Here is a 19090-nt window from a genome sequence, read left to right on the forward strand (position 1 = left end):
GTTACTTTTTGGTGGCTATAAAACCGGCGAAATTATACCACTTGAAAAATATTTCACAGGCACCAAATCCGGCATCCCGTAGCATCTGTATATTTTCACCAGGCTTGTAAGGAATAAGTACATTCTCAAGAGCTTCTCTCTTTTGCGATATTTCCAGATCACTGTAATGATTTCTGCGTTTATAGTCGTAATAATATTTTATAAAATCCCTGTTAAAGGTAGTTTCCTCAGCGAGCACTTTTTCAACTAAAATGAGTATACCTCCTGGTACGAGTCCTTCAGCGATCTTTTTTAGCAATTTGTCCCTAAAACGCGGGCGTAAAAATTGCAATGTCAGGCATAATACAACTACAGAAGAATTGGTTATTTCAATATTGTCTTGCAGATCTGCTACCCTAAGCTCAAAGGGTCGTTTAAATCCTGCCTCCTCTAACTTTTCTGAACATTTCTTTAGCATTTCTACAGAGTCATCTATCCCAATGAAACGAATGTGTTCTGCCACTAAGGTATTCATTCCGACCATTGTGGTTCCGGTAGAGCAACCCAGGTCGTAAATGTCTGTGCCCTGTATAGCTCTATCAGCTGCCAGCTCAGCGATCATCCTTTGGATTTCACCGTAAAACGGAACAGAGCGATTGACCATATCATCAAAGACTCCAGCTACTTTACTTCCAAACTTGAAATCAGCCGGGGCATTAATATCTTCTTTGAAGATTTCATCTTTACTTATTTTATCCCTGGAGGTCATTTGGCAGAAACTAATGATTAGTGAATTTCCATAAATTAAAATTATTCTCCATGCGAATTACAATTAAATTCTGTTGTAATTCTGAAGTTTTAAAACGCATCGACTTGAGCCTAAATTCCACCAAACCGTTAATGGCAGTAATCTTCTGCTCGTTCAGTCAGTTTCTTTTATAAGAATGCCTTTTTCCACACTTTCATCTATTAATTTTTCAGCATAGTTCCAAATTGTAGTCGAACCGTTTTTAATTGCTTTTTTCTTTTCGTAGACTTTATGATAAGGCACATTAAACTCCGCCCAGGTTCCACCATTATTTGAAGTGTTTTGCAATAATGGTTCAAACCTGTCCATGGATTTTGCAAACTTTGCTTCATTTGTAATACCTTCTTCAAATTCCTTCCAAACGGTTATAAATTCCTGGGCTTGCTCTACGGGTAAAAGTCCGAAAATGCGTTTCGCTGCAATAAGTTCTTCGTCTGTATTGTTATGGCTTTTTGTAGAGTCGTAAATAAAAGTGTCGCCTGCATCAATTTCTACGATGTCGTGGATTAGCACCATTTTCAAAACCTTAAGAACGTCTACGGGCTTGTTTGAATGCTCTGCCAACACAATTGTCATCATTGCTAAATGCCAGCTATGCTCAGCGTCATTTTCCTGTCTGTCGCTATTAAATAGTTTAGTTTTTCGTTGAATGTACTTCAACTTGTCAATCTCTTTTATGAAGGCTACTTGTTTTAATAAATTGTCAATCTGCATCATCCTTTATTTTTCATATAATTTTCTTGCTCCCGTTAGTTGAAATTAAGTGTGGGTATTGGTTAGAAGTAAACGAACGCTTATCTTTCGTTTGTTGTAACAGGGATAACGAATGCAATGTGCATAAGTCTGTTTGCATCATTTCGGCTACAGGATATAAGTCTTTGTAACGCATGATCTTTAAAGTTAGTAAAAAACAGAGAAGTTCAGAATGCACGCTATCCGTTTGCGACAAACCTCTGTTTGGAGGGGAACCGGCCGCGCTGTCGGAGATTATAGCAGACTTAAATGAGCGATTCTTAAAGAGTTGGAAGATGGGTGCCTTCAACGTTATGCGAGTAGCTGTTGTAAATGTAAATCTAATTTTTGGAGGTGTCCAGAGCATAAATTAACGCTATAATTAATAGTGTTATACTTACTATTTCAACTCTAACTGCGCACAGCAACTCCATGTAACTACTCCCCAGATCACTATGCCGGAAGAATCATCAATCTTGAGGAGTTCGTCTTCTTCTTTGCCAGTGGTCAGATAGTTCTTCTTTACGTGGGTGATCAACTGGCGAACCAACCATTCACCGTTTTGTCGGGCGATCACAATCATGCCGCCCTCGGGATTTTTTGAGCGATCAACCACCAGTAAATTTCCTTGTTTGATTCCGAACAGCTCCATCTCATCCGAAGAAACTTCAAAGTAGCAGGTATTCTGGGGGTCTGTTACCAACCGGCGAAGGATATGCAGGCTGCTTTCCCGATAACCATCTTCGCGGGATTGAGATCCTTCAACATATTCGTGAGCTTTAAGAGGCCCCGAATAAATATCCGGAAGGGTTATAAAGTCGCGTAACATAAGTTCTAATTATGCTGTAAATTTACTAATATTTTTAGCAATCAAATGCACGATGATTTGATTTTTTTTTCCAGTTGATCGGTAACAAAGAAGTACGATTATTTCTGTGGTGATCGCCAATGGCAGGCTTGGTTGTACCCCAGACAGGAAGAAGTGCATTATAACAATGTGATTTTCTGGTTATTAATAAACGGTTAATACGTTTATAATTTGTATTTTCATTCTGCATGTTCCATTGGAGCTTCCAGTCAGGCAGAGAGGGAAACGGAGCTAATCAAAGAATAAAAAATTAGGCAAAGACAAAAAATCAAAAGCGATGGCTATATATCTCACACGCTTCAGCTACACGCCCGAAACCTGGGCAAGGTTGATGAAAAATCCAGAGGATCGCCGTGCGGCTGCCCGAAGATATATCGAGTCAGTGGGCGGCAAGCTGCACGGATTCTGGTATGCGCTAGGTGAATGTGACGGTTATAATATTTGGGAAGCCCCTGATAATGTTTCGATGGCTTCGGTAATCATATCTATCTATGGAGGCGGCGCCCTGGCGAAATGTGAAACTACCGTGCTGCTCACGGTTGAGGAAACAATTGACGCTCTTGGTCGTGCCGGAGCCGTTGGTTATCGACCTCCGGGACTATAGATCAGAATTTTCTCTTCAAGGATATTATCTGCACGGATCACCGGCCCTGTAACTAGCCACAGCCGTAGATCTTCCTGCTGCCGGGTGTGTACGTAGTTTTTGTTGTGTCGGGATGAATAGGATAGGAAATATAACTGCATTTTTTGTCGACGGCAGGTTATTAGTTTGGAATCTTTATCTGCCGATAATCACGGTAAACAGATCACCCCTCAGCAAGTTGGATAATCAGAAATCCTTCTATCTTTATACAGATAGCTTATTTTAAACTTTTTAGATTTTGCATTTGCTTCCATCTTTAGTTCCTTTTTATTCGAGATAACTAATTGTCATGAAAATATTCTTCTGCACCCTTGTTTCACTGTTAGTATTTGGGAATGGCACTAAAGCAATTGCACAGAAAATTTTTGATGTACATATACATGGTGATTCAGACGTTAGTCGACAATTAAGTCGATTGAAAGCCGCGGGAGTTTACAAAACGGCAGTCAGTACTTCGTGGAGGTTACAGAAATCATATCAAAACACGCAGAGTTTAGCTATTTTACAGGGCCTTATGCTGGCTTGTCCTAATGGGAAAGTTCCTTACAGTCATGAATTTTGTTTTGAAGATCAAAAAGATTTGCCGGAGATAAACTGGGTAGAAGAACAGATCAAGGAAATGAAGATAGATTTTATCGGCGAAGTTTTGAGTCAGTATGACGGCATTTCAGCTTCAGATAAAAAGCTCTTTCCGTTTTATGCATTAGCGGAAAAATATAGTTTACCGGTAGGAGTTCATACAGGATTAGCTGGCCCTAATCATGGAAGTCCGAATTTTAGGGTCGCGTTGGGCAGCCCGATGCTGATGGAAGAGATGCTTCAGAGCTTTCCAAGGCTAAAGGTTTGGATCATGCATTCGGGCGCTCCGTATATCGAAGATACACTTGCAATTATGAATTATTACCGGAATGTATATGCTGACATTTCGGCGATCTCTAATCCGGATATCTTCCCGCCGGCAGAGTTTCGTTCCATCATGAAACGATTAATTGATGCCGGATTAGAAAACCGATTAATGTTCGGCTCGGATAACGGTGATATCAGTCAAGTTATTGCTAACCTCAACGCTCTTGAATTCCTGTCAGAGGAGCAGAAGGAAAAGATTTTCTATAAAAATGCTGAGAAGCTGTTCACGAAATAAACAGTTTAAAGCGGGAAATGAAGGCAACTGTGGTAATAGCAGTTATACGGAGTGTTTTGAATGCCTGGTTAACTGAACTTTGTGTTTTATTTAAGAAATAAATTTCTATATTTGCACCTCGTAAAAAATTAAGTATTTAAATAAATTAATCTAATAATGTACGCAATAGTAAGTATAGCCGGACAGCAATTCAAAGTTGCAAAAGACCAGCATATCTTTGTACACCGTTTACAAGGAGATGAGGGCGCTAGTATTGAATTTGACAATGTATTATTAGCAGAAGATGGTGGTAAAGTCAAAGTCGGTACAGACGCTTTGAAAGGTGCTAAAGTTTCAGCTAAGATCGTGTCTCATTTAAAAGGAGATAAAGTGATTGTTTTCAAAAAGAAACGTCGTAAAGGCTACAAGAAGAAAAATGGCCACCGCCAGCAATTCACTAAAATAGAGATCACAGGGATCACTTTATAATTGTAAGTTCTAAGTTGCAGGTTTTAAGTAACTGCACTGATTAAGTTTTAAAATTTCGGATTGATTCAATCCATATAAAATAAAAAAGCATGGCACACAAAAAAGGAGCCGGTAGTTCCAGAAACGGTCGCGAGTCGCATAGCAAGCGTTTAGGTATTAAAATATTTGGCGGACAAGCTGCGTTAGCAGGTAATATCATTGTTCGTCAGCGTGGTACCAAACATCACCCGGATAAATTTGTAGGTATTGGTAAAGATCATACTTTATTCGCTTTGGTACATGGTACTGTAGTTTTCACTAAAAAACGTGATGATAAATCATACGTTTCAATTCTTCCATTAGAGGATGACGCACCGATTGTTGCTGCTCCTGCTGTTAAAGAAGTGAAAGAGACAGCTGCTAAACCTGCTGCAAAAGCAAAGAAAGTGGTTGAAGAAAAAGCTGCTGCTGAAAAAGTAACAGAAGCTCCGGGCGAAAAATTAGCTCCTGCAGAAGAATTGTAATTGCCGTTGAGGGTTATTATATAAAAGCCTTGCCGATTATTCGGTAAGGCTTTTTCTTTTTAAGGATATTAGTAATTCAATTAGTGCTCTCTAACGGAAAGACTAGCAGCGAAATTATTCAGAGACTCTTTTTTCCAAACCTCCACATCTACCAGGCTTAGGTATGTCAATGCCTGTTCAGCATAGGCTGCCATCTTTGATTCCGCAAGTTGTCTTACATTCAGTTGATCGTAAATCTCTGTTATTGCAGAAACTTTTTCCTGAGGTTTGTCAGTCATATCCAGCCATTTATTAAGATTTCTTCTGGTGTCACCGGAAGCTAGTTCTTTGGCTTTTATCAGCATAAATGTCTTTTTATTTGCGATGATGTCGCCGCCTACCTGTTTGCCAAATTTTTCGGGATCTCCATACACGTCCAATATATCATCGTTGAGCTGGAAAGCGAGCCCTAAATTTATTCCGAATTTATAAAGCAGTTCAGCATCGTTTTTAGAGGAGCCACCTACAAGCGCGCCGATATTTAGAGCTGCCGCAAGAAGAACCGCAGTTTTTAAGCGAATCATTTCCAGGTAATCGGCTTCCGACACATTTTCTATGTTCTCAAAGTTCATGTCTATTTGCTGACCCTCACAGACGCCTACGGCAGTGTCATTAAATATATTGAGTACGTCCGGAAGAATTGCGGGTTCAACCTGCATGATGAGCTTATACGCCTCAACCAGCATCACATCGCCTGATAAGATCGCTACATTATTATTCCATTTGTTTTGAACAGTTATCTTTCCCCGTCTCAAGGGAGCATTGTCCATGATATCGTCGTGCATCAGGGTGAAATTGTGAAACACTTCAATAGCCAAAGCAGGTTTGACAGCCTTAGCTATCTCATCTGTGAACAGGTTGCAGGCCATCAAAAGAGAAACCGGCCGCATTCTCTTTCCTCCCAGCTCCATCAGGTATGACAATGGCTCATAAAGTTCTTTGGGCGTTTGAGGATATTTTGAATCGGCTATTGCCTGATTTATGAGAGATTGAAGCTGGCTGATAGAATGCATTTGGTAAAGGTACGGCTTGGGGCTATGGTCACAAAAATTTCAATTAATTATCCTCAGAAATCAGCATCAGCTAACGGACGGCTCTGTCATTTTCTGGATTTTGTTCCTGTCGCCCACAATCCATACAATATCATTCCAGTCAAACACAACAGAAGAGTGGGGATTTAAGATCCGTTTGCCATTCTTTTCAATGCCAACTACCAGGCCGTTGGTTTTTTCGCCAATTCCAGAGTTTTTTATACTGTATCCTTTAAGCTTGGTATGCTCATCTACCAGGATCTTCTGCAAAACAATATCCTCCATGTTTGAATCATCCGGGCCTATTGCATCCATAGTATCAAATACAGGTTTGAAGGTTTGCATCTGGGCATCAGTTGCAATAATGCCGACGCGATCATAAGGCAGTAACTTATGAAGCCCTCCGGGTGCATGAATAAGCTTATCTCCCCGTTTAATATAGGCTATACTTATTCCATACTCTTCGCGCCAGCCCAGTTCCTGCAATGTTTTTCCTATATATGACGCCAGCGGATTCACCGGCAGGTCAACTATGTGCGCCTCCCAGGGTGAAAGGTCAGATTCGGAATATGCATTTTTAAGAAGCACGTCTGCTGCAGGGGACTCATTCTCATTCGCCGCCTCCCTCGCGTTCAGATTGGTTAAAAACCGGCCTTCAATACGTTGGTAAAACCGCTGCAACCTGTTTGAGAAGAAGACAAGGACAAAAACGATCACCGGTACAGCCACCAGTATGGTCATTGCGGTTGATACGATCTTACTCACCCAGAAGGTAATTAATATGACTCCGATTAAATTTCTGGAGATTTCTAATACTAATAGTGGTCCGTGATTGTATTTTTTATCGAGCCACATTTCTTTATAAGCCATATTATTTGGCCGCTTGGCCATCAAAGCCCAAAAGAATGGAGTTGCTATTCCTAATAAAACGACAAGAGATAAAAGTTTACCGGTTATATTATTATCGATTATTTCACTGAAATAGGGAAGGAGGAAATTAATTGAAAGCAGCATTAACGCAAGAATCACAATTCCGTTAATAAGTACGATGTTTATATATGCCTTGAGTACTCGTTTCCAGTCACTTTCAGCCTGGATCTTTTGTGTGCTCGACGAATAATTACTCAGGTTGGTGACCCATTTATCCGGGAGCAGCTTTACGGCGAAATTATAAAAGGGATCAGAGAATTTGATCATGTAGGGCGTTGTGAATGTGGTTATAGCCGAAGCACCGACTGCAACGGGGAACAAAAAGTCGCTGGTAACCTTTAGTGATACTCCCAGTGCGGCTACGATAAAAGCGAATTCACCAATCTGGGCCATACTCATACCAACTTGTACTGATTGCTTTAGCGGTTGCCCGGAGAGCAGGGCACCTATAGTGGTACTAAACAATTTTCCGAATAAAGTCAATAAGGTAACCCATAACACCGGCCAGCGGTACTGCCAGATAACTTCAGGATCTATGAGCATTCCAACCGACACAAAAAAGACTGCTCCGAACAGATCTTTGACCGGTTTGATCAGATGCTCTACCTTTTCCGCTTTCGTAGTTTCAGCTAAGATAGAACCCATGATGAAAGCGCCTAGTTCTGCTGAAAAACCAACCTGGGTCGCTATCAGTACCATTCCTAAACAAAGACCGATTGAAAGGATGAGGAGGGTCTCTTCATCGAGCAGCCCTTTTACACTTCGAAGTAATGAAGGCAGAAGGAAAATTCCGGTTATAAACCAGAGCGCCAAAAAGAATAGTAATTTAAAAACAGTGAATAACATTTCAGTGCCCTGAAACTGTTGTGTAACTGCTACCGTTGATAGCAGTACCATCAGCAGGATTACTACAATATCTTCTACTACAAGTACCCCGAATACTATCCGTGCATATTGCTTGGTTTTTATGCCCAGTTCATCAAAGGCTTTAATAATAATAGTTGTGGAGGAACTGGCAAGCATACCACCCAGAAATAAGCTGTCCATGGTAGACCAGCCCATCCATTTACCAAGGAAGTAACCCGATAGCGTTATAAAGATAATTTCTACAAATGCCGTGATCGAGGCTGAACCTCCAACCCGCATTAGCTTTTTAAAACTAAATTCTAATCCCAGGCTAAAAAGTAAAAATATAACTCCTATGTCTGCCAGCGTTTTTACGTTGGTTGTGTCAACAACTGTTGGAGTTAATGATAAATGGGGACCAACGAGTAGACCAGCAATAATATACCCTAAAACTAAAGGCTGTTTTATACTTCTAAACAATAAAGTTGTTATTGCTCCGGTAATTAATATTAGTGCTAAGTCTTCTATCAGTTTTGGTAAGTGCCCCATGTATTATTTTAAAGAATAAAATCAAATCCTGCAACCAGGATCCGCTTTCAGAAAGAAAGCAAAACTAAATTTGTGCCGCTGATACTTTATAAAAGTAACAAAAACTTGAAAAATCGTTATATAATAGGCTAGAAGTAAATTTATATGACATTCAGAAAGTAAAAAAGAGAACAGGTAAATAACCTGTTCTCTTTTTAATTTGTTCCTTGAAACTACTTTAGCCGACTTTAACCAGACCTGGTCGATTATTTAGCATAAGCCAGATCCGGCTGCCTGTCGGCCAGCATTTTGTCGATAGAATACTTTCCGCTTCCGGCAATCAGGAGTACTACATATGACACCAGATAAAGAATCCCTATTTCCTGCTTGGCAAATGGATCGGCAGCATGGACAAGTAAGACGGCCACAAGCATCGTAATGATCAATGGAATTGCTGCTAACCTGGTCCCAAACCCGAATATGATCAATATGGAACAAACTACTTCAGCAAATACCGCCAAACCTAATGATAGGGCAGGTGTCCCGATAAGTGCGGGAAATTGAATTGGCTCGCCGGAAAAAAGAGTAAGCATTTTAGGGAAGCCGTGAACCAGCATTAGAACGCCGATAACTACCCTTAAAATTAATAGTGCAATATCGACTTTACTTGTATGATGTTCAATTTTAAATAACTGTTTCATTTGTTGTATTCGTTTGATTTTTGGATTGTGAAGATTTATTAATTGCTTGTCTTATAGCAGGGGCCACCTGTGTGCCAAACAATTCGATGGAGTGCATGATTTTTGAATGAGGCATGTTTCCCAGACTCATTTGAGCTAAAAAGCGGGTGTTACCAAACAATTCATATTCATACAAGATCTTATCGATCACCTGTTGCGGACTACCAACAGCAAGGGCGCCTTTCTCTGATCTTGAGTAGTCAAATTGCTGCCTGCTTAAGGGTGACCATCCTCTGTCTTTGCCAATGTTATTCATCATGGATGCATAAGAGGGGTAGAATTCATCGCCCGCCTTCTGCGAATCGGCCGCGATATAGACATGTGAATTTATGCCCAGCTGCAATTTCTTTGGATCATTGCCCGCCTTTTCAGCTGATGAGCGGTAAAGGTTGACAAAGGGAACAAACTGCTCCGGCATTCCGCCAATTATCGCCAGTGCAAGGGGTAATCCTAAGGTGCCTGCTCTTACAGCTGAAGCAGGCGTGCCCCCGGCTGCAAGCCAGACAGGGAGTTCTTGCTGATAGGGACGGGGATAAACGCCGCGGTTCTGTATTGTTGCACTGTGCTTTCCATCCCAGGAAATCTTTTCCTGTTTGTTAAGCTTTAACAGCAGATCAAGTTTTTCTGTAAAAAGTTCATCGTAGTTCTGCAGATCGTAACCAAACAGCGGGAAAGATTCAATAAAGGAACCTCTGCCCGCCATTATCTCGGCACGTCCACCGGACAAAAGATCGACGGTTGCAAATTGCTGGAACACCCTAACAGGATCATCAGAACTGAGGACGGTAACCGCACTTGTCAACCTGATGTTTTTAGTAATCGTAGCCGCTGCTCCTAAAATTACGGCGGGAGAAGACACTGCATAGTCCGGACGGTGGTGCTCACCGACGCCAAAGACATCTAGTCCAAGTTCGTCAGCAAGCTTTATCTCTTCCATCAGATCCTTAATCCGCTGCTGCGCAGATTTTTTTTCTCCAGCGCCGTTGGGCTGCATATCTGCAAAAGTATATAAGCCTAATTCCATGATCGTTGCTAAGGTTGTTTTATGATCAGATCAGTTTACGGGAGGGGTTGCTTTATTAGATTTATTAGATCTTACCGAATTCGCCGTCTGCCTTAATTACAACTTCATCGCTGATCATAGGAGCAGGGAAGCCACTACCAAGTGCAAAATCAGAACGTTTAATAGTACCTGTGACCTGTATACCGGCAACAGGAGCCCCTTTAGCATTTGGATTGGCTGTGGTACCACGGTATACTAAACTAAGCGTAACTGGCTTTGTAATTCCGTGCAGAGTTAAGTCTCCTGTCAGTTTGTACTTGTTTTTTCCAGCTTTTTTAATTTTAGTGCTTTTGAAATTCATCGTGGGGAATTTTTCGGCATCAAAGAAATCGGCACTTTTTAAATGTTTATCTCTGGGTTCAATCCTTGTGTTAATAGAATTTACATCAGCGGTTAGTTCTACTACTGCGTCACTGAAATCGGCTTTTGACGACGTAACGGTTACATCATATTTATCAAAATGGCCGGGAACATCGGCAATACCTAAGTGGGTCACTGTGAAACCTAATTTAGAATGATAAGTGTCGGCTTTCCATGCAGTTTGCGCGAAAGCGGTAACTGTGAATAACAGGAACGAGAGAACGAATGTGATTTTTTTCATGATTGTTTTTTTGAGTTTTTAAAAATTGATGTGTTATTTATTTGTTAATTATGAAGGATCTTCCAGCCCGCAAGCCAGTTATAGTTGCTTTTGTTATTCAGTTGGATAAGCAGCAGCTGCATCTTTTCCAGCGTCCGGCTGACTGACAGGTCACCAGCCAGGATTGGATTAAAGCCTGCGGTTTTAACAAGGTCGGCGACAATTTGTATTGCATCTTTATCGTTGCCGGCTATAAATGAATCTACTTGTTGGCCGGCTAGAACGGGTGTTAAAAAATCGGCGGCAAAAGTGGTGTTGAAAGCCTTAATCACCTTTGAATTAGGTAATAGCTTTTGCAATTCTTCAGCAGCACTGGTGTCGTCTGCAGTGGTCAGGCCATCATAGGTCTCATTGAGGGGATTTGCTATGCTAATCACAATTTTCTGGTTAGCAACTTCCCTGATCCGCTCAGCAACTTCGCGTTCGGCCTCAAAGGGAACTGCTGCTATAATGATATCGGACTCCCAACTTGCATCGAAAGAGCATTCTACAGATTCAGCATCTGCAGCAGGATTACTTTGTCTGATCTCCTTTAACAGACTTTCCACTTTATCGTGTTTGTCTGTATAAAGCAGGAGCCTGTAATTTCCTTTGCTAAGGCTTCTGGCAATGGCAGAACCCATATTACCTGAGGCACCAATGATTGCTATTGTTTGTTTTGTCCGCATATCGGGGTGAAATTTGATACAGCAAAGGTAACGGACGTCCTGTACCCGATCTGTTGAGTTCAAACAAGAAAAAGCATTGATTTATGTCAATGCTTTTTCTTATTTATCTGAAGTTATTATTTGCTGGCTATTTTCTTGCGAACCCGGCTAAGTGTTTCCGGTTTCAGACCCATGTAAGAAGCAATCATGTGTTGAGGCACACGCTGGGCGATGTCAGGGTATAGGCTAATAAAATACAGGTATCGCTCTTCGACCGATAAACTGATATTAGAGGTGAGCCTTTTCTGCATAGCAAGATAAGCCCCTGTTATCTGCATTCGGGTGTATGTTTCGTATTTAGGTACTCTTTTCAAGATTTCTTCCTGGGCTGATCTACTGATCAGTACCAACTCTGAATCTTCCAATGCATCAATGTGATAGGTTGCTGGCTCGCCAGTCATAAAGCTGTATAAGTCAGATATCGTCCACCCCTCCAGGGCGAATTGTATGATATGTTCATTTCCCTTCGCGTCTGTGGAATAAGCACGCAGGGTGCCGTGTTCTACAAAGGCGATAGTTTTACAAACGTCACCGGCCTGTAAGAGATATTGTTTTTTACGAAGTTTTTTTGGCGTGAGGTAGCTTTTTATTATTTCATTCTCTTCGCTGGTAAAAGCGATTTTCTCATTCAGCCTTTCAAAAAAGAGTTCATACATAAAATGTTCCGTCCGGTTTAGGAAGCTTGTGACGCCAGGACAATTATAAGAATACAGTTCTAATTAAATAACTTAAATGGATTTTTCTTTCTTCAGGGCTGCAATCGTTAATCTGAATTAATATTTTAAATAAAATTATAAAGCATTGATACTCAGTAGTAATGTAATTTTCTAATTCGTAAATTTAGGGTAAACAGGTCTATGTTATTTTCACCCTAAAAAGTATGTATTATGAAAATCATCAAAACTATCTGTTCAACTACGGTTGCAGCGTTATTATGCAGTTTGAGCTTTATCTCTTCTGCACAAACTCAAACTCCTCGTATTTACCATGTAGCCACATTTTATGTGGTGCCTGGCCTGGACAGCGTTGCTCGCGCGGAGCGAGCAGCCGTTCTTAAAGAATATCATGAAAAGGTAACTATGAAAAATGAGCTTATTCTGCATTCGTGGAGTATGGGCCATTATTTTACCGAGGACAGCCATGAATTTGTGACGATAAATGAATATGCCAACTGGAACGATATCGACCGCGCCGGCACACGCGACGAAGAACTGGCAAAGAAAGCCTGGCCTAATTCTAAACAACGAATGGATTTTTTGAACAAGCTGGATGGTTATTTCAGCGGCCACAAAGATGCCATCTATACCGGGGTTCCGACTCTCACCAAATAAAGACCAGTTCCTTTAGATTTAATTCAAAAATACGCTGTGTCTGGCTGGCACGGCGTATTTTATGAAGGAAAGCTTTGCGGGCTATTTTAATTCAGCTTTGAAGAGGTCAATAGTCCTTTCCCAAGCCAGTTTAGCTGCAGTTTCGTTATACCTGGTTGGAGATGTGTCATTATTAAAGGCATGATTAACGCCGTCGTATATATAAAGTTTATAATCAATTTTACTGGTTTTCAGGGCCTCCTCATAAGCAGGGATACCGGCGTTTATGCGTTCATCTAAACCGGCGTAATGGAGCATCACTTTTGCTTTTATTTTGGGCACATCCTCCGCCCTGGGCTGAGATCCGTAGTAAGCCACAGCTGCCTGAAGTTGAGGGTCGTTTACAGCTAGTTTGTTAGCCATTGCACCACCCCAGCAAAAACCTACACATCCTGTTTTGCCATTGCCGTCCTTATGCTTTCTCAGGTAATCAAGGGCTTTTAAATAACTTTCAAGAGTGTTGGCCGGATCTAATTTTCCAATAAGTTCCCTGGCTTTATCCTCATCGGAGGGCGTACCTCCGAATGGAGAAAGGGCGTCGACACCAATGGCGAGAAATCCGGCGGATGCGACTCTTTTGGTTACATCGATAGTATGTGGATTTAAGCCCCGGTTCTCATGGATCACCAAAACACAACCTAAATTCTTTTGATCTTTTGGCATTGCCAGAAAGGCTTTCATCTCGCCTTCTGCTCCGGGATAGGTAATGTTTTCTGTGAATAGATTGGGATCATCCAGTACGGCTGCGCCCGCATAATTGTTTTCCAGTAACGGAAGCACGTTCAGCGCGAGGGCAGTACTCCCGGTTAGAATAGCCAGCCTTTTCATAAACTCTTTCCGGTTTATACCGCTATGGGTATATTCATCATAAAGGTTAATTATTTTCTGATCCATGATAATAATTTATATGAATGAAGATATGATATTGCTATAATATAATGTTACTGTTACGCAGCTAAAGAACTCAGACCACCAGTGTAAAATCAATTTGTCGCTTGCTTAGATCCACCCGTTTTACCATGATCGTCACTTCATCTCCCAGCTGATATTTCTTTTTCTTACGCTGTCCGATTATGCAATAGTTTTTTTCATCGAGCACATAAAAGTCATCGTTAATATCGCGTAAACGGATCATGCCTTCGCACTTATTTTCTATAATCTCTACATACATGCCCCATTCAGTTAAGCCAGAAATAATGCCGCTGTATTTTTCCCCCACATTGTCTTCGAGATATTCAGCCTGTTTATATTTAACGGAAGCGCGTTCTGCATCTGCTGCTTTTTTCTCCATCTGCGACGAATGGACTGACATCTTCTCATACGCTTCCTCGCTTACTGATTTACCTTCGGCAAGATAGTGCTCCAGAAGACGGTGAACCATTACATCTGGATAGCGGCGAATAGGAGAGGTGAAGTGAGTGTAATAATCAAAGGCAAGACCATAGTGGCTATGTTTTTTGGTTGTATAGACCGCTTTCGCCATAGAACGGATAGCCAGCTGGGTCAGTACGTTCTGTTCTTTTTTGCCTTCCACGTCTTCCATCAGGTAGTTTAGAGAACGGGCTATCTCGCGGTCGGACGTGGTGTTTATCTTGTAGCCGAACTTCAATGCAAACTGTGCGAAATTCTGAAGGATCAATTCATTAGGCGCATCGTGAGAACGGTAGACAAAAGTTAGTTTTTGTTTTCCTTTACCTTTTTTAGCGATAAATTCCGCTACTTTACGGTTAGCCAGCAGCATATAATCTTCAATGAGCTTATGGGCATCTTTCCGTTCTTTAACATATACGCCAATTGGTTTTCCCTGGTCGTCAAGATTGAATTTAATTTCAGTGGTCTCAAAGCTGATCGCCCCGTGTTTGAATTTCTGTTCCCTGAGCACATAGGCCAGTTCATTTAACTTAAGCAGTTCTTCACTGTGTTCGCCGGCTTTATTTTCAAGAATTTCCTGAGCATCTTCGTAGCTGAATCGCTTATCAGAATTAATGATGGTTTTACCGAACCATTGCGTTAAGACGTTGGCTTTAGAGTCTAGTTCAAAGACAGCAGCGAAGCATAATTTATCTTCGTTTGGCCTTAACGAACATAAGCCATTCGATAAATTTTCGGGAAGCATCGGTATTACCCGGTCAACCAGGTAAACGGATGTTCCGCGTTCAAAGGCTTCTTTGTCCAGCGCTGAATCAGGTTTCACATAATGCGATACGTCAGCAATGTGCACACCTATTTCATAGTTTCCGTTTTCAAGGTTACGGAAGGAGATAGCATCGTCAAAATCTTTTGCGTCTGCGGGATCAATTGTAAAAGTCAGAACTTCTCTGAAATCCCGGCGTTTGGCGATCTCTTCGGCGGTAATGTTTTCCGTTATTGCCTCTGCTTCCTGTTCAACCTGCTCAGGAAAAGATAGCGGAAAGCCGTAATCCGCTAATATGGCGTTCATTTCAGCATTGTTTTCACCCTGCTTGCCCAATACATGCTTTATCCGGCCAATGGGGTTTTTAGCTCCCTCCGGCCAGTCAACAATTTCAGCTATTGCTTTATCTCCGTTCTGAGCACCAGAGACGTCAGTGATCGGTATAAAAATGTCGTGAAGCATCTTTCGGTCATCCGGGATCAAAAAAGCGAATTTTTCTGATAACTTGACGATGCCGGTAAATTCCATCCGTGCACGTTCAATAATCTCAACAACTTCACCTTCTTTTTTACGGCCTTTGCTTTTGGCATAGACGTAGACCTTCACCAAATCTTTATGCAGTGCATTACGAAGTTTACGCGGGCCAATAAAAATATCGTTTTCAAACTCATCTTCATTGACAATAAAAGCTGAGCCGTCGGCTGTCATATCCACACGACCGGTTACATAGGTCTTTAATTCATTTAGCCTGAATTTGCCTTTTTCAGGTTCAGAAAGAACCCCTTTTTTGGTTTCCTGCTTTAAAATATCCAGAACGGCTTCCCGGGTGTCCTGATCATCTAAATTTAATTTAGCAGCTACCTGCTTATAGTTCAGTGGCTTATTGCCACTTTTTTCAAAAACATCCGATATAAGTTTGGTTAATACGAGATCGAAATTGTTTATTTTCTTTTTAGACATACTTTGTGTATTTGTTTCTAAGATAAGGCTTACCTTGTAAATAAAATGGATTTAACATGAATGCTTCCTTTTTGCCTGAGCTTGCCGGGATATTTCAAAAGCAGTTAGAACAGCTTGAAAAGGAAATAGAGTTGTATCAGGAAGAATTTTTATGGACAATAAAGCCGGGTATTACTAACTCCGGCGGCAACCTGGCTTTGCATCTGGTTGGCAATCTAAATCATTTTGTAGGTGCTATACTTGGCAACACCGGTTATGTGAGAAACCGCGAAAATGAATTTAACGCCAAAAATCTCCGGTCTGCCGAACTGTTAGGCATGATCCGTGACACACGCAAGTTGGTTATCGACGTTTTAAATAATTTTCCTGAAACAGGATTAGAACACGAGTACCCTATAATAGTTTTTGATAAACCTATGTCGGTACGGTACTTTCTTATTCATCTGTCCTCTCATCTGGGTTACCATTTGGGTCAGATCAATTATATCAGACGCATGCTGCAGGCTTAGGTCTTTACTACAATGCCCTTGGGGATTGCGTTGATCAATTTGCGTGTATATGCGGATTGCGGCTGATGGTATACCTCCTCGGCATCGCCAATCTCCTCTATGCGTCCCTGGTTCATGACCATCATCCGGTCTGAAATATGTTTCACCACAGCCAGATCATGCGAGATGAAAATATAGCTTAGTTTAAACTCTTCCTGTAGCTCTCTGAGCAGGTTTAATACTTGTGCCTGTACAGAAACATCGAGCGCCGAAACTGATTCATCACAGATGATGAATTCAGGTTGAAGCGCCAAAGCTCTTGCAATGGAAATACGCTGCCGTTGCCCGCCGGAAAACTCGTGCGGATAGCGATTAAAGTGTTCAGCTTTTAAATTCACACGTTCTAAAAGTTCGAATACACGCTTTTTACGCTGTCTATCGTTCGAGTAGACTTTGTGAACCTGCATCGGTTCCATAATGGACTGACCGATTGTTAGTCGCGGATTCAATGACGAATAAGGGTCCTGGAAAATAATCTGAATATCCCGCCGGAAGGCTCTCATTTCTTTGGTTGAAAGATCTAAAAGGTTGGTTCCCTTAAAAAACACATTCCCCTCACTTGGTTCGATTAAACGAAGGATACTGCGACCTAAGGTTGTCTTGCCACAACCAGACTCGCCCACAAGGCCAAGCGTTTCTCCGGGAAAAACTTCAAAGCTAACATCGTCAACCGCCTTTTTATATTCTTTTACCGGTCTGAAAAAACCCTGACTTACAGGAAACCAGGTTTTTAAATTCTGCACCTTTAGAATCGGTTCCTGCGAATAAATCGTACGTCTCCGGCTATTCAGTTCACCCTCATCGATCTGCAGGCTTTCCAATACTTTACTGAGCGTTTTACCGGCTTTAATATTCCCTTGCTGATCCAGCTGTAAGAAGTCATCGACTACGGGAAGTTTATATAATCGTTGCTCCGGAGACGGACGACATGCCAGCAGGCCGCGTGTATATGGGTGCTGAGGATCCCTGAAGATGTCTCGAACACCGGCGCTTTCTACAATTTCTCCTTTATACATTACGATTACCCGGTCGGCAATTTCGCCTATTACACCAAGGTCATGCGAAATAAATATCAGGCTCATATTGCGTTCCTCTTTGATCCTTATCAAGAGCTGCAAGATGGTATTCTGGACGGTCACATCGAGTGCGGTGGTTGGTTCATCTGCTATTAGAACTTCCGGGTTACATGACAGCGCCATGGCAATCATCACCCTTTGTTTTTGACCTCCTGAGAGCTGATGCGGATAACTACTGTAAATATTTTCGGGCGAAGGCAACTGCACTTCATTGAAGAGATCAATAACCTCGTTTTTAACCGTTTTCTCTTCCCTGCCTTTATAGTGCCTCTTTATAGCCTCCGCTACCTGGAAACCACAGGTAAGCACCGGGTTGAGAGAAGTCATCGGTTCCTGAAAGATCATTGAAATCTGGTTGCCGCGAAATTTCAGCATCCTTTCTGCGGGTAGTGCCAGCAGGTCAGTACCTTTATATAGAATCCGGCCACTCAGTTCGCTAGCCGCAGGATCATGCAGGCGCATAATAGACAGTGAGGTCACTGACTTTCCCGAGCCGGATTCACCTACAATGCCGATCACTTCGCCTTTTTGTAAACTAAAAGAGATGCCTTTAACGGCCTCAAACCAGCCGCTTTCTGTCTTGAATTTTACTCTAAGGTTTTCAATTTGGATCATTCTCTACGATAGTAATCAAATTTTCGGGCATCAGAGGCCGACATTTAAATTTGAGCAAAAGTTGGGCTGTTGTAATCACGTCTTTTTGACAATAGGTGACTATGCGTTGCAGGTTTTTTTCCTTCCAGTATACCTGGTGTACATCACTGCCTTTTATATCATCCTTCGGCGTGGGAATGCCAAACACAGCTGCTAACAGGTTCAATGAAGTGAAATTCTTATGATCGCCGAATTTCCACAATTCCAGGGTGTCGAGGTGATTTACCTCCCAGGGCTTTTTACCATTAATTTTAAGCTGTTCAGGAATATTGAGGCAGTTGATTAACATTCGTCGGCATATATAAGGAAAATCAAATTCTTTTCCGTTGTGGGCACAAAGGATTAAGTTTGAAGGTTGTTTTTCCAGAAGGACGATGAAATCTTTCAGTATTTGAATCTCATCATCTCCCGCAAAGGATTTTAATTTTAAGCCAACTGTGGCGTCAGCCTGGTGTGAGAAGATGCCTACTGAGATACAAACTATCTTCCCAAATTCAGCCCATATACCAGCACGTGGATAAAATTCCTCAGGGGTTTCGCCATCACGACGTTGATAATGGGTTTTTTGTGACCAGAGTTCTGTAAAATGTGGAGGCACCTCCTGATAACTGGGATATTGTGGTACGGTCTCGATGTCTAATATTAAAACCTGATGCAGATCTATGTTTTCCAGCATGAAGTA

General features: G+C 41.6%; 20 protein-coding genes. 6 read left to right on the plus strand and 14 right to left on the minus strand.

Features of this window, described 5'->3' with window-relative positions:
- Position 1: 1 nt before the first annotated feature.
- The 3 genes from cmoA to AC1MCB_RS03995 all read right to left on the minus strand — a co-directional run bounded on the left by cmoA (position 2) and on the right by AC1MCB_RS03995 (position 2348).
- Complete coding sequence (gene cmoA, locus AC1MCB_RS03985; protein WP_479967456.1) at positions 2-748, minus strand: carboxy-S-adenosyl-L-methionine synthase CmoA; 747 nt, start codon at positions 746-748, stop codon at positions 2-4.
- Between the two features lie 153 nt (positions 749-901).
- Complete coding sequence (locus AC1MCB_RS03990) at positions 902-1504, minus strand: HD domain-containing protein (protein ID WP_479967457.1); 603 nt, start codon at positions 1502-1504, stop codon at positions 902-904.
- Between the two features lie 415 nt (positions 1505-1919).
- The gene (locus AC1MCB_RS03995) at positions 1920-2348 is read right to left on the minus strand and encodes a LexA family protein (protein ID WP_479967458.1); all 429 of its coding nucleotides are present in this window, start codon (positions 2346-2348) and stop codon (positions 1920-1922) included.
- 316 nt (positions 2349-2664) lie between these two features.
- On the opposite strand from AC1MCB_RS03995, the gene AC1MCB_RS04000 reads away from it, so the two are divergent.
- The 4 genes from AC1MCB_RS04000 (at position 2665) to rpmA (ending at position 5142) form a co-directional block, all read left to right on the plus strand.
- Positions 2665-2991 carry a GYD domain-containing protein gene (locus tag AC1MCB_RS04000; protein ID WP_479967459.1) on the plus strand — a complete coding sequence of 109 codons (327 nt, stop codon included), beginning with the start codon at positions 2665-2667 and terminating at the stop codon, positions 2989-2991.
- Between the two features lie 328 nt (positions 2992-3319).
- Entirely contained in the window at positions 3320-4171 is an 852-nt protein-coding gene (locus AC1MCB_RS04005; protein WP_479967460.1) for an amidohydrolase family protein, read from the plus strand.
- A gap of 156 nt (positions 4172-4327) precedes the next feature.
- Positions 4328-4639 carry a 50S ribosomal protein L21 gene (gene rplU / locus AC1MCB_RS04010; protein WP_479967461.1) on the plus strand — a complete coding sequence of 104 codons (312 nt, stop codon included), beginning with the start codon at positions 4328-4330 and terminating at the stop codon, positions 4637-4639.
- A gap of 89 nt (positions 4640-4728) precedes the next feature.
- Positions 4729-5142 (plus strand): 50S ribosomal protein L27, encoded by a 414-nt coding sequence (gene rpmA / locus AC1MCB_RS04015; protein WP_479967462.1) that lies wholly within the window; start codon positions 4729-4731, stop codon positions 5140-5142.
- Between the two features lie 80 nt (positions 5143-5222).
- Here the strand turns inward: rpmA and AC1MCB_RS04020 are convergent, their stop codons facing one another.
- The 7 genes from AC1MCB_RS04020 to AC1MCB_RS04050 form a co-directional block, all read right to left on the minus strand.
- Positions 5223-6194 (minus strand): polyprenyl synthetase family protein, encoded by a 972-nt coding sequence (locus tag AC1MCB_RS04020; protein ID WP_479967463.1) that lies wholly within the window; start codon positions 6192-6194, stop codon positions 5223-5225.
- Between the two features lie 66 nt (positions 6195-6260).
- Entirely contained in the window at positions 6261-8537 is a 2277-nt protein-coding gene (locus AC1MCB_RS04025) for a cation:proton antiporter domain-containing protein (protein ID WP_479967464.1), read from the minus strand.
- 245 nt (positions 8538-8782) lie between these two features.
- Positions 8783-9217 (minus strand): DoxX family protein, encoded by a 435-nt coding sequence (locus AC1MCB_RS04030; protein WP_479967465.1) that lies wholly within the window; start codon positions 9215-9217, stop codon positions 8783-8785.
- A complete protein-coding gene (locus tag AC1MCB_RS04035; RefSeq protein WP_479967466.1) occupies positions 9201-10280 on the minus strand; it encodes an LLM class flavin-dependent oxidoreductase in 1080 nt (359 codons plus the stop codon). Before AC1MCB_RS04035 ends, AC1MCB_RS04030 begins: the two co-directional genes overlap by 17 nt.
- 64 nt (positions 10281-10344) lie before the next feature.
- Positions 10345-10920 (minus strand): YceI family protein, encoded by a 576-nt coding sequence (locus AC1MCB_RS04040; protein ID WP_479967467.1) that lies wholly within the window; start codon positions 10918-10920, stop codon positions 10345-10347.
- A 44-nt stretch (positions 10921-10964) separates the two neighbouring features.
- Positions 10965-11627, minus strand: coding sequence for an NADPH-dependent F420 reductase (locus AC1MCB_RS04045; RefSeq protein ID WP_479967468.1), 663 nt, complete (start codon positions 11625-11627; stop codon positions 10965-10967).
- Positions 11628-11743: 116 nt separating this feature from the next.
- Positions 11744-12322, minus strand: a complete 579-nt coding sequence (locus AC1MCB_RS04050; RefSeq protein ID WP_479967469.1) for a Crp/Fnr family transcriptional regulator — start codon at positions 12320-12322, stop codon at positions 11744-11746.
- A 231-nt stretch (positions 12323-12553) separates the two neighbouring features.
- Here AC1MCB_RS04050 and AC1MCB_RS04055 point away from each other — a divergent pair, with 231 nt between their 5' ends.
- Positions 12554-12997: a hypothetical protein gene (locus tag AC1MCB_RS04055; RefSeq protein WP_479967470.1), complete on the plus strand. Its 444-nt coding sequence runs from the start codon at positions 12554-12556 to the stop codon at positions 12995-12997.
- Positions 12998-13078: 81 nt separating this feature from the next.
- On the opposite strand, the gene AC1MCB_RS04060 is transcribed toward AC1MCB_RS04055, so the two are convergent.
- Positions 13079-13930: a dienelactone hydrolase family protein gene (locus tag AC1MCB_RS04060; RefSeq protein ID WP_479967471.1), complete on the minus strand. Its 852-nt coding sequence runs from the start codon at positions 13928-13930 to the stop codon at positions 13079-13081.
- Positions 13931-14000: 70 nt separating this feature from the next.
- On the minus strand, positions 14001-16130 hold the full coding sequence (gene rnr / locus AC1MCB_RS04065) for a ribonuclease R (RefSeq protein WP_479967472.1): 2130 nt from the start codon (positions 16128-16130) through the stop codon (positions 14001-14003).
- A 56-nt stretch (positions 16131-16186) separates the two neighbouring features.
- On the opposite strand from rnr, the gene AC1MCB_RS04070 reads away from it, so the two are divergent.
- Positions 16187-16639: a DinB family protein gene (locus AC1MCB_RS04070; RefSeq protein ID WP_479967473.1), complete on the plus strand. Its 453-nt coding sequence runs from the start codon at positions 16187-16189 to the stop codon at positions 16637-16639.
- Here AC1MCB_RS04070 and AC1MCB_RS04075 read toward each other — a convergent pair.
- Together AC1MCB_RS04075 and AC1MCB_RS04080 are read right to left on the minus strand one after the other, a co-directional pair.
- Positions 16636-18369, minus strand: a complete 1734-nt coding sequence (locus AC1MCB_RS04075) for an ABC transporter ATP-binding protein (RefSeq protein ID WP_479967474.1) — start codon at positions 18367-18369, stop codon at positions 16636-16638. The two genes, AC1MCB_RS04070 and AC1MCB_RS04075, sit on opposite strands and share 4 nt — an antisense overlap.
- The gene (locus AC1MCB_RS04080; protein WP_479967475.1) at positions 18356-19084 is read right to left on the minus strand and encodes a 3'-5' exonuclease; all 729 of its coding nucleotides are present in this window, start codon (positions 19082-19084) and stop codon (positions 18356-18358) included. The genes AC1MCB_RS04075 and AC1MCB_RS04080 overlap by 14 nt, the downstream gene beginning before the upstream one ends.
- Between the last annotated feature and the right edge of the window lie 6 nt (positions 19085-19090).

The organism is Daejeonella sp. AP26 (assembly GCF_056680515.1).